The sequence below is a fragment of the Agrococcus sp. HG114 genome, assembly GCF_024723325.1.
In the GTDB taxonomy this organism is placed as follows: Bacteria; Actinomycetota; Actinomycetes; order Actinomycetales; family Microbacteriaceae; genus Agrococcus.
In genome coordinates this window covers 1-11,415 of record NZ_JANQCH010000070.1, presented here as the reverse complement: position 1 = coordinate 11,415, position 11,415 = coordinate 1, and the positions used below count along the sequence as shown (strand labels likewise).

General features: G+C 73.5%; 8 protein-coding genes. All 8 read left to right on the top strand.

All coding sequences use genetic code 11. The features are described 5' to 3' along the window. Positions 1-171 precede the first annotated feature (171 nt). Genes NWP09_RS08250 through murC form a run of 8 tightly spaced genes read left to right on the top strand, consistent with a single transcriptional unit; the run spans position 172 to position 11,285 of the window. Complete coding sequence (locus NWP09_RS08250) at positions 172-1,983, top strand: penicillin-binding protein 2 (RefSeq protein WP_258275043.1); 1,812 nt, start codon at positions 172-174, stop codon at positions 1,981-1,983. 45 nt (positions 1,984-2,028) lie between these two features. After that, a complete protein-coding gene (locus NWP09_RS08245; protein WP_309137109.1) occupies positions 2,029-3,600 on the top strand; it encodes a UDP-N-acetylmuramoyl-L-alanyl-D-glutamate--2,6-diaminopimelate ligase in 1,572 nt (523 codons plus the stop codon). After that, positions 3,600-5,003, top strand: a complete 1,404-nt coding sequence (murF, locus tag NWP09_RS08240) for a UDP-N-acetylmuramoyl-tripeptide--D-alanyl-D-alanine ligase (RefSeq protein ID WP_258275041.1) — start codon at positions 3,600-3,602, stop codon at positions 5,001-5,003. Before NWP09_RS08245 ends, murF begins: the two co-directional genes overlap by 1 nt. Beyond that, complete coding sequence (mraY, locus tag NWP09_RS08235) at positions 5,004-6,107, top strand: phospho-N-acetylmuramoyl-pentapeptide-transferase (protein ID WP_258275040.1); 1,104 nt, start codon at positions 5,004-5,006, stop codon at positions 6,105-6,107. Next, entirely contained in the window at positions 6,104-7,600 is a 1,497-nt protein-coding gene (gene murD / locus NWP09_RS08230) for a UDP-N-acetylmuramoyl-L-alanine--D-glutamate ligase (protein WP_258275039.1), read from the top strand. The genes mraY and murD overlap by 4 nt, the downstream gene beginning before the upstream one ends. Further along, complete coding sequence (ftsW, locus tag NWP09_RS08225) at positions 7,566-8,789, top strand: putative lipid II flippase FtsW (RefSeq protein ID WP_258275038.1); 1,224 nt, start codon at positions 7,566-7,568, stop codon at positions 8,787-8,789. Before murD ends, ftsW begins: the two co-directional genes overlap by 35 nt. Before the next feature lies 1 nt (position 8,790). Then, entirely contained in the window at positions 8,791-9,873 is a 1,083-nt protein-coding gene (locus tag NWP09_RS08220; protein ID WP_258275037.1) for a glycosyltransferase, read from the top strand. Then, the gene (gene murC, locus NWP09_RS08215; protein WP_258275036.1) at positions 9,870-11,285 is read left to right on the top strand and encodes a UDP-N-acetylmuramate--L-alanine ligase; all 1,416 of its coding nucleotides are present in this window, start codon (positions 9,870-9,872) and stop codon (positions 11,283-11,285) included. Before NWP09_RS08220 ends, murC begins: the two co-directional genes overlap by 4 nt. Positions 11,286-11,415: the final 130 nt, after the last annotated feature.

Below are 11,415 nucleotides of genomic sequence, written 5' to 3'. Positions count from 1 at the left end.
CGGCGCCGCCGGTCGCGCAGGCGGTCGAGCCGACGACGCTCCCGCCGGGCACGCTGCTGCCCACGCCCGCCCAGGAGTGACGCGGCGCGGGCGCGCCTGGGCCGAGCGGTGCCCGCGCGCCGGTACCGTGCACGACGAGATCGACGCTCGCCCGGCGAGCAGGAAGCGGAGGTGACCGTGGCCCAGCGCGCTCCCCGCTCCGCGGAGCGCCCACCCGGCTCGACGCGGCTGCGCACCATCGTGGTCGCGGTCCTCACGTTCGCGCTGCTCGCGACCTTCGTCGTCCGGCTCGCCGACATCCAGCTCGTGCGGGCCGAGGCGCTCAACGCCGAGGCGGATGGGCGGCGCGGCGTCTCGCAGACCGTCTACGGCACGCGCGGCGCGATCGTGGACGCCGCGGGCACCGTGCTCGCCGAGAGCGTCGACCGGTGGGACCTCACGATCTCGCCGCGCTACACGCGCGACCTGCAGCCCGAGACCGACAGCGTCGAGTCGACGCTCACGGTGGGCGAGGCGCTCATCCGGATCGGCGCGATCACGAACGAGGACCCGGCCGACCTGCAGGCGAAGATCCTCGCGGAGCTCGAGCGGGATCCCGACTCCGACTACCTGCTCCTCGTGGGCGGGCTCGACGTCGCGCAGTTCGAGGCCGTGCGCGATCTCGACCTGCCCTACGTGTACCTGCGCCTCAACCCGCAGCGGGTCTATCCCGCCGGGGCGGTCGCCGGCAACCTCGTCGGCTTCATGGGCGCCGACGAGCCGCTCGCGGGCATCGAGCGCAGCGAGCAGGAGTGCCTCGCGGCGGAGCACGGCGCGCGCGTCTTCGACCGCGGCGCCGACGGCACCCCGATCCCCGGCTCGATGACGACGCGTCCCGCCGTCGACGGCGGCACCGTGCAGCTGACGATCGACGCCGACGTGCAGTTCCAGGTGCAGCAGCTCACGCAGCAGTACACGTCGCAGCTGCGGGCGCGCAGCGGCACGAGCATCGTCATGCGCACCGACGGCTCGATCGTGGCCGTCGCCGAGTCGAGCACCGTCGACCCCAACGACCCCACCGCATCCGACGCCCGGGACCGCGGCTCGCGCGCGTTCACCGCCGCGTACGAGCCGGGCTCGATCTTCAAGGCCTTCTCGTTCGCGGCGATGCTCGACCTCGGCCTCATCACCCCGCGCGACCAGCTGAGCGTGCCGTGGACGTACACCGCGCCGGGCGTGCGCGTGCGCGACGCCGTCTCGCACGAGGTCAAGCAGTGGACCGCGGCCGGCATCCTCGTGAACTCGTCCAACTCGGGCATGGTGCGGCTCGCCGAGCAGATGGATCGCGGCGACTACTTCGAGTACCTCGAGCGGTTCGGCTTCGGCGAGCGCACCGCGGTCGACTTCGCCGGCGAGCAGGCCGTGCCGCTGCGGCCCGTCGAGAGCCTCGACGCGCAGACGAAGCTCAACGTGCTCTTCGGCCAGGGCATCGCGGCGACCCCCATCCAGCTCGCATCCGCCTACCAGGCGCTCGCGAACGGCGGCGTGCACCTGCCCGCGCGGCTCATCGCGGGCTGCACGGACGCAGAGGGCAGCACGACGACCCCGGAGGTCGGCGAGGGCGAGCGCGTCGTGAGCGACACCACCGCGCGCCAGACCCTCGAGGTGCTCGAGAACGTCGTGACCGACTACGGCTACGACACGTTCCCGATCGCCGGCTACCGCATCGCCGCGAAGACGGGCACGGCGCAGATGGCGTACGAGGACGGCTCGGGCTACGACCCGAACCGCATGATGATCTCGGTCGCGGGCGTGTTCCCGGTCGACGACCCGCAGTTCGTGGTCCTGACCATGTACGACAGCCCCCAGACGATCCGCACGAGCGGCGGGGCCATCCCGGCCTTCCACGATATGGTGAACCTTCTGATCCGCCACTTCGACGTGCCCCCGAGCACCACGCAGCAGCCGGAGATCCCGCTCGAGTGGGCGGCCGATCAGCCATGACGAAGCGTTGAACGAGAGACCGAGGAGAGGATGTCCGTGGGCTCCGTGACCCCCAGGATCCTGCGACCCGAGCATCCCGCGCCCCGACCGCTCACCGGCCTCGTCGAGGAGTTCGGGCTGTCCGTCGAGGCCGACCTCGACGGCCTCGAGGTGACCGGCGTCACGCTCGACTCGGGCGACGTGCAGCCGGGCGACCTCTTCGCCGCGCTCCCGGGCGCGCGCCGCCACGGGGCGGAGTTCGCGCGCGCGGCGCTCGACGCGGGCGCCGTCGCGGTCGTGACCGACGCTGCCGGTGCCGCGCTCCTCGACGCGGGCGCGCCCGTCATCGTCGTCGACGACCCGCGAGCGGCGCTCGGCGAGATCGCCGCGTGGGTCTACCGGACGGGCGAGGACCGCCCGAAGCTCTTCGGCGTCACGGGCACGAACGGCAAGACGTCGACGTCCTTCATGCTCGAGGGCCTGCTCGCCGACCTCGGCTTCGTCACGGGGCTCTCGACGACCGCCGAGCGGCACGTCGGCGACCTCATCGTCACCTCGAAGCTCACGACGCCCGAGGCGAGCGAGCTGCACGCGCTGCTCGCCCGGATGCGCGAGGCGGGCGTGCGGGCCGCGGTGCTGGAGGTGAGCGCGCAGGCGATCGAGCGCCACCGCGTCGACGGGGTCGTCTTCGACGTCGTCGCGTTCACGAACCTCAGCCACGACCACCTCGACGACTACGGCTCGATGGAGGCGTACTTCGACGTCAAGCTCGAGCTGTTCACGCCCGATCGCGCAGAGCGGGGCGTCGTGTGCGTCGACTCCGAGTGGGGCCGCCGCATCGCCGAGCGCAGCCGCATCCCCGTCACGACCGTCGCGAGCGAGCCCGGCATCGACGCCGACTGGCACGTGCGCCTCTGGGAGGAGACGGCGACCTCGACGTCGTTCACGCTCACGGGCATCGACGGCGGCGCGATCGAGGTGCAGATCCCGTTCATCGGGCGCCACATGGCGATCGACGCCGCGATCGCCATCCTCATGCTCGTCGAGGACGGCTTCGAGATGGAGGCGATCGCCGAGGTCATCGACCGCGGCATGCGCCCGACGCTGCCCGGCCGCATCGAGCGCGTCTCCGGCGAGAGCGGTCCGACGGTCTTCGTCGACTACGGCCACAGCCCCGACGCGTTCGCGCAGACGCTCGAGGCGCTCCGCCGGGTCACCGACGGCCGGCTCATCATGCTCTTCGGCGCCGACGGCGACCGCGACGCGACGAAGCGCGCCGACATGGGCCGCATCGCGGCCGAGCTCGCCGACGCCGTGGTCGTGACCGACTTCAACCCGCGCACGGAGGACGCCGCGAGCATCCGCGCCCAGGTGCTCGAGGGAGCTCGCGCCGCCGCCGGCGACAAGCCGGTCATCGAGTCGTCGCCCGAGGAGGCGGCGATCCGCGAGGCGCTCGCGCTCGCGGGGCCGGGCGACACCGTGCTGTGGGCCGGCCCCGGCGACGCCGACTACCGCGACGTCGCGGGCGTGCGGGAGCCGTTCGACGCGCGCGCCGAGGCGCGGCGCGCCCTCGAGGAGGCCGGCTGGCCCGTGCACCACGAGCGCGTCGCCGAGCGCGCCCCGCGGGACGTGCGCTGATGCTGCGGATGCGCGCGCGCGAGATCGCGCAGGCCGTCGGCGGGACGCTCCACGGCGACGACGTCGAGGTGACGGGCTCCGTCGAGACCGACTCGCGGCTCGTGACGCCCGGCGGCGCGTTCTTCGCGATGCCCGGCGAGACGACCGACGGGCACCGGTTCGTCGACGCGGCCGTCGCGGCCGGCGCCGCGCTCGTCGTCGCCGAGCGCCCGCTCGACCAGGACGTCCCGCACGTCGTGGTCGACTCCGGCGTCGTCGCCCTCGGAGCGCTCGCGGCCGAGGTGATCCGCCGCGTGCGCGAGGCGGGCGAGCTCACGGTCATCGGCGTGACCGGCTCGAACGGCAAGACGACGACGAAGAACATGCTGCAGGCGATCCTCGAGCGGCGCGGGCCGACGGTGAGCCCCGTCAAGTCGTTCAACAACGAGGTCGGCGCTCCGATGACGATGCTCCGCATCGACGAGACGACCCGCTACCTCGTGCTCGAGATGGGTGCGAGCTACGTCGGCGACATCGCTCGCCTCACCGCCATGTCGCATCCCGACATCGGCGTGGTCCTCAAGGTCGGGCTCGCCCACGCCGGCGAGTTCGGCGGCGTCGAGGCGACGACCCGCGCGAAGACCGAGATGGTGCAGGACCTCCGGCCCGACCACGTCGCGGTGCTCAACCGCGACGACGAGCGCGTCGCGGGCATGTCCGCCGCCACCCGTGCGCGCATCCACTGGTTCGGCACCGACCCGGGTCCCGCGGACGACCCGACGCGGCTCTGGGCGAGCGACGTCGACTCGACGCTCGAGGGCACCGTCGCGACCATCCACCGCGGCGACGAGTCGTGGCGCCTGCGCCTGCGCATCCTCGGCGAGCACCACGTGATGAACGCGCTCGCGGCGCTCACGGTCGCCGACGCGCTCGGCGCCGACCTGCCCGAGGCGATCGAGGCGCTCGGCTCCCTCCCGCGCGCCGAGCGCTGGCGCATGGAGCTCCTCGAGCCCGGCGGCGGCATCACCGTCATCAACGACGCCTACAACGCGAGCCCCGACTCGATGGCCGCGGCGATCCGCTCGCTCGCGCACATGACGCGCGGCGCCGGGCGGCGGTCGATCGCCGTGCTCGGCGAGATGGGCGAGCTCGGCGCGCTCTCGGCCGAGGAGCACGACCGCATCGGCAGGCTCGCGGTGCGCGTGCGCATCGACCGGCTCGTGGTCGTCGGCTCCGGGGCGAAGGCGATCCACGACGCGGCGGAGCTCGAGTCGTCGTTCGGCCAGGACACCGCGTGGGTCGAGACCGCGGACGAGGCGGAGGCGCTGCTGCGCTCGAGCCTCGAGGAGGGCGACGTCGTGCTCGTCAAGTCGTCGCTCTCGGCGGGGCTCAAGGACCTCGGCGACCGCATCGGAGGCGTGTAGATGCTCGTGCTCATCGCCTCGGCCGGCATCGCGCTGCTCGTCTCGCTGCTCGCGACGCCGCTGTTCATCCGCGGCTTCTCGCGCATCGGGTGGGGCCAGTTCATCCGCGACGACGGCCCGCAGTCGCACCACACCAAGCGCGGCACGCCCACGATGGGCGGGCTCATCTTCATCGTCGCGATCCTCGCCGGCTACTTCGGCGGCAAGCTGCTCGGCCGGGACGCGCCGTCGATGCCCGCGCTGCTCGTGCTGCTGCTCATCGTCGGCATGGGCGTCGTGGGCTTCATCGACGACTACCTCAAGATCTCCAACCAGCGCTCGCTCGGCCTCGGCGGCTGGGCGAAGGTGCTCGGGCAGCTCGTCGTGTCGGTCGCGTTCGGGGTGCTCGCGATCACCGTCCCCGCGGGGCCCGCCGGTCACCCCGTCGTCGACCCGGTGATCTCGGGCGTCCGCGACATCCCGTGGCTCGACCTCGCGCCGTGGGGCGCGGTCGGCGGCATCCTCTTCGTGCTGTGGATCACGCTCATCAACGTGTCGGCGGCCAACGCGGTCAACGTCACGGACGGGCTCGACGGGCTCGCGACGGGCGCGATGATCCTCTCGATGGTCGGCTACGCGTTCATCGCGTTCTGGCAGTTCAACCAGTCGTGCTTCCCGCCCGGCGCGGCGGAGGAGGACCTCTTCCGCTGCTACGACGTGCAGCAGCCGCTCGACGTCGCGACGCTCGCCGCGACGATCGCGGCGGCGCTCATCGGCTTCCTGTGGTGGAACACGAGCCCCGCGCAGGTCTTCATGGGCGACGTCGGCTCCCTCGCGCTCGGCGGCGCGCTCGCGGGCCTCGCCGTCATGACCGACACGCACCTGCTGCTCATCCTCATCGCGGGCCTGCCGATCATCACGACCGGCTCGGTCATCCTGCAGCGCGCGTACTTCCGCGTCACGGGCGGCAAGCGCATCTTCCTCATGAGCCCGCTGCACCACCACTTCGAGCTCAAGGGGTGGGCCGAGATCACCGTCGTCGTGCGGTTCTGGATCATCGCCGGCCTGTGCGTCGCCGCCGGCGTGGGGCTCTTCTACTTCCAGTGGCAGATCACGACCGCATGAGCCGCCTCGACGACCTCACCTCGTGGCACGCCGACTGGCGGGGCCTGCGCGTCGCGGTGCTCGGGCTCGGAGTGAGCGGCTTCGCCGCCGTCGACACCCTCGCCGAGCTCGGCGCCCGGGTGACCGCGGTCGCGGAGCGCGTCGACGACGAGCGGCGCCGCATCCTCGGCGTCCTCGGCGTCCCGATCCTCGAGACGCCGCGCAACGAGATCCCCGCGGCCCTCGGCGATGCGGAGCTCGTCGTCGCATCGCCCGGCCTGCGCCCCGACCACCCGTGGCTGCTCGCGGCTGCCGAGCGGCGCATCCCCGTGTGGGGCGACATCGAGCTCGCCTGGCGCGTGCGCGACAAGGTGCGCGCGGCCGAGTGGCTGCTCGTCACCGGCACGAACGGCAAGACGACGACGACGCAGCTCGCCGCGCACATGCTGCGCGAGGCCGGGCTGCGCGTCGCCCCGGTGGGCAACATCGGCACGCCCGTGCTCGACGCCGTGCGTGACCCCGAGGGCTTCGACGTGCTCGTCGTCGAGCTGTCGAGCTTCCAGCTGCACGCGCTGCCCCTCGAGGGCCCCGGTGCGCTCCACCCGCACTCCGCCGCGTGCCTCAACATCGACGACGACCACCTCGACTGGCACGGGTCGGCGGATGCGTACCGCGCGGCCAAGGGGAAGGTGTACGGCAGCGCCCGGGTCGCCGCGGTCTACAGCGTCGAGGACGCCGCGACGCGGCGGCTCGTCGAGGAGGCCGAGGTCGAGGAGGGCTGCCGCGCGATCGGCTTCACGCTCGGCGTGCCGGGCCCGAGCGAGCTCGGGCTCGTCGAGGGCGTGCTCGTCGACCGCGCGTTCCTCGAGGAGCGGCGCACGAGCGCGCTCGAGCTCGCGCACCTCGACGACCTCGCGCCCGCGGGGCTGCGCTCCCCGCACATGACGCGCAACGTGCTCGCCGCGGCGGCGCTCGCGCGCGCGTTCGGCGCCGAGCCCGCGCACGTGCTCGCGGCGGTGCGCTCCTTCCGGCTCGACCGCCACCGCACCGAGCTCGTCGCCGAGCTCGGCGGGGTGCGCTTCGTCGACGACTCGAAAGCCACGAACCCCCACGCGGCCGAGGGCTCGCTCAGCGCGTTCGACCGGGTCGTGTGGATCGTCGGGGGCCTCTTCAAGGGCGCCGACGTCGCGCCGCTCGTCGAGCGGCACGCCGGCCGGCTCGTCGCGGTCGTCGCGATCGGCGCCGACCGCGCGCCCGTGCTCGAGGCGTTCGCGCGACACGCGCCCGGCATCCCGCTCGTCGAGGTCGACACGGCCGACACTGGATCGGTGATGCGGCTGGCCGTCGAGGCGGCCGCGTCGCACGCCGTGCCGGGCGTGACGGTCCTGCTCGCGCCGGCGGCAGCATCCATGGACCAGTTCAAGGACTACGCGGAGCGCGGCGACCGGTTCGCCGACGCGGTTCGGGAGAGGGGGGCACGTGGCGACCACGACGGCTCCCGCTCCGGCGACTGAGGCCGGCGCCGCCGGGATGGGCCGGCGGGTGCTCGTGCGCGTCCGCGCCGTCTTCGGGGCGCCGACGCTCAACGCCGCGCTGCTCACGGGCACGACGCTGTTCCTCGCCGTGTTCGGGCTCATCATGGTGCTCTCGTCGTCGTCGGTCGAGAGCTACGTCGCAGGCGGCTCCTTCTTCACCGACTTCGCGAAGCAGGGCGCGTTCGCAGCCGTCGGCGTCGTCCTCATGCTGCTCGCCGCGCGGCTGCCCGCGACGACGTGGCAGCGGATCGCGTGGCTCGCGATCATGCTCGGCATCGTGCTCCAGGTGCTCGTGTTCACCCCGCTCGGCTTCGGCGCGAACGGCAACCGCAACTGGCTCGCGATCGGACCGCTGTCGATGCAGCCCTCGGAGTTCGTGAAGGTCGCGCTGTGCGTGTGGCTCGCGATGATCATGACCCGCAAGCAGGCGCGCATCCACAGCTTCTGGCAGGCGTGGATCCCCGCGGGTCCCGTCGCCGGCCTCTCCATCGGGCTCGTGCTGCTCGGCAGCGACCTCGGCACCGTCGTCATCATGGCGCTGCTGTCGTTCGGCGCGCTCTGGTTCGCGGGCGTCCGCTGGTGGCACCTGCTGCTGCCCGCGCTCGGGGTCGGACTGCTCGCCATACCCGTCGTGCTCTCGAGCCCCTCGCGAGTGCGTCGAGTCACCGCGTTCCTGCAGGGCTGCACCGACGCCGACTACTACTCGGGCTGCTGGCAGCAGCTGCACGGCACCTGGGCGCTCTCGGCCGGGGGTCTCTTCGGCGTCGGGCTCGGCAACTCGCACGCCAAGTGGTCGTGGCTCCCGGAGGCCGACAACGACTACATCTTCGCCATCATCGGCGAGGAGCTCGGGCTCCTCGGGGCAGTCGTCGTGCTCGCCCTGTTCGCGCTGCTCGCATGGACGATGCTGCGCATCGTGCGCCAGGCGCGGATGCAGATGACGCGGGTCGTGACCGGCGCCGCGATGGTGTGGCTCGTCGGCCAGGCGATCGTGAACATCGGCGTCGTGCTCGGTGTGCTGCCGGTCCTCGGCGTGCCGCTCCCGTTCATCTCCTCGGGCGGCTCGCAGCTCATCGCCGCGCTGCTCGTCGTCGGCATCGTGCTCTCGCTCGAGCGCGTGGACAACCCGGGCGTGCACGCGGAGCTCGCCGCGCACGGGCGGGCCTGACGTGCGCGCGCTGCTCGCCGGCGGCGGCACCGCCGGCCACGTGAACCCGCTGCTCGCGACCGCCCAGCGGCTCCTCGAGCGCCACCCCGACGCGGCGCTGACCGTGCTGGGCACCCGCGAGGGGCTCGAGCGCGAGCTCGTGCCGCGCGCGGGCCTCGAGCTCGTGACGATCGAGAAGCTGCCCTTCCCGCGCCGACCCGACCTCGCCGCGCTGCGCTTCCCGGCCCGCTGGCGCCGTGCCGTCGCGGAGGTGCGCGCGCTCATCCGCGACCGCGGCATCGAGGTCGTCGTGGGGTTCGGCGGCTACGCCTCCGCGCCCGCCTACCGCGCAGCGCGGCTCGAGCGCGTGCCGATCGTCATCCACGAGGCGAACGCGAAGCCGGGCATGGCGAACCTGCTCGGCGCCCGGTGGACGCGGTTCGTCGGCATCTCGTACCGCTCGACCGCGCTCGAGGGCGAGCTCGTCGGCATGCCGCTGCGGCCCGAGATCACGGGCCTCGACCGCGCAGCGCTCAAGCCGCAGGCCCTCGCGGAGCTCGGCCTCGACGCCGACCGGCCCACGCTGCTCGTGACCGGCGGCTCCCAGGGCGCGCGCTCGATCAACCGCGCGATCGTGGCCGCCGCGGCCGACATCGTCGACGCCGGCTGGCAGATCCTCCACCTCTCCGGCGGCAGGCAGACCGACTTCGAGCCGGCGACCGTGCCGCACTACGTCGCGATCGAGTACCTCGACCGCATGCACCTCGCGCTCGCCGCGGCCGACCTCGTGGTCTGCCGCGCGGGCAGCCTCACGGTCTCCGAGCTCATGGCCGTGGGGCTCCCGGCGATCTACGTGCCGCTGCCGTACGGCAACGGCGAGCAGGGCCTCAACGCGGCCGACCAGGTCGCGGCCGGGGGAGCCGAGCTCGTCGCCGATCGCGACTTCACGGCAGAATGGGTGCGCGCGCGGCTCGTGCCGCTGCTGCGGGACGCCGATCGCCTCGCGGCGATGGCCTCCGCCAGCGCGGGAGCCGGCGCGACCGACGGCAGCGACCGGATGTGCGATCTCATCGAGCGGGCCGCCGCCACGAGGAGGCAGCCGTGATCGAACCAGACCTGACCCAGCCGATCCCCGAGACGATCGAGCGCATCCACTTCATCGGCATCGGCGGCTCCGGCATGTCGGGCATCGCGCACATGATGCTCGACGAGGGCATCGCCGTGTCGGGCTCCGACCGCTCGGGCTCGGCGACCGTCGATCGGCTGCGCGAGCGCGGCGCGGTCGTCGCGATCGGGCACGACGCCGCCAACCTCCCCGTCGAGGGGGAGCGCCGAGCGGACGCGGTGGTCGTCACGAGCGCGCTGTGGCCCGACAACCCCGAGCTCCTCGCCGCTCGCGAGCACGGCATCCCCGTGCTCCACCGCTCCCAGGCGCTCCACGTGCTCGCGCGCGGCAAGCGCGTCGTGGCGGTCGCGGGCGCGCACGGCAAGACGACGACGACGGGGATGCTCGTGGTCGGCCTGCAGGGCCTCGGCATCGACGCGGGCTTCGTCAACGGCGGCGTCATCGGCGGGCTCGGCGCCTCGAGCGGCCACGGCTCCTCCGACGTGTTCCTGCTCGAGGCGGACGAGTCCGACGGATCGTTCCTGCTCTACAACGTCGCGGTCGCGCTCATCACGAACGTCGACACCGACCACCTCGACCACTACGGGAGCCCCGAGGCGTTCGACGCCGCCTTCGCCGAGTTCGCGAACCGCGCGAGCGAGGCGGTCGTCATCTCGATCGACGACCCGGGCGCGCGCCGGGTGCGCGAGTCGATCGCGCACGAGCGCGTCATCACGTTCGGCGAGGCGGACGGCGCCGACGTGCGGATCCTCGACATCCGCCTCGGCGAGCAGGCGACGTGCACGGTCGAGGTCGCGCGGGAGCGGCTCGAGCTCTCGGCAGGCGTGCCGGGCCGGCACAACGCCGTCAACGCCGCGGGCGCTCTCGCGACGCTCGTCGCCCTGGGTGCCGAGCCCGCGCGCGCGGCCCGCGCCCTGGCGGCCTTCACCGGCACCGGCCGCCGCTTCGAGCTCCACGGCGAGCGTCGGGGCGTGCGCGTGTTCGACGACTACGCGCACCACCCGGCCGAGGTCGACGCGGCGCTCACCGCGGCGCGCAGCGTCATCGGCGACGGCCGCATCATCGCGATCCACCAGCCGCACCTGTACTCGCGCACGCGCGACATGGCGGGCGAGTTCGCAGCCGTGTACGAGCGCGTGGCCGACCACACGGTCGTGCTCGACGTGTACGGCGCCCGCGAGGACCCGATCCCCGGGGTCACGGGGGCGCTCGTCGCCGACCGCTTCGCGGACCCGGCCGACGTCGACTTCCTCCCCGACTGGGAGCAGGCCGCTCGGCGTGCCGCCGAGCTCGCGCGCGAGGGCGACATCATCGTCACGCTCTCGTGCGGCGACGTCTACCGCATCATCCCGCAGGTGCTGTCGGCGCTCGAGGAGGTCGACGAGGCGTGAGGCGGCCCGACGGCTTCGAGCGGCTCGAGCCGCCGGGCGAGCCCGCCCCGGCCGCCGACGGGCCGTCGGAGGAGGGCGCGCGCCTCGCCGACCTCGCGGCGATCGCGGCGCTGCGGCGGCGGCGCGAGGC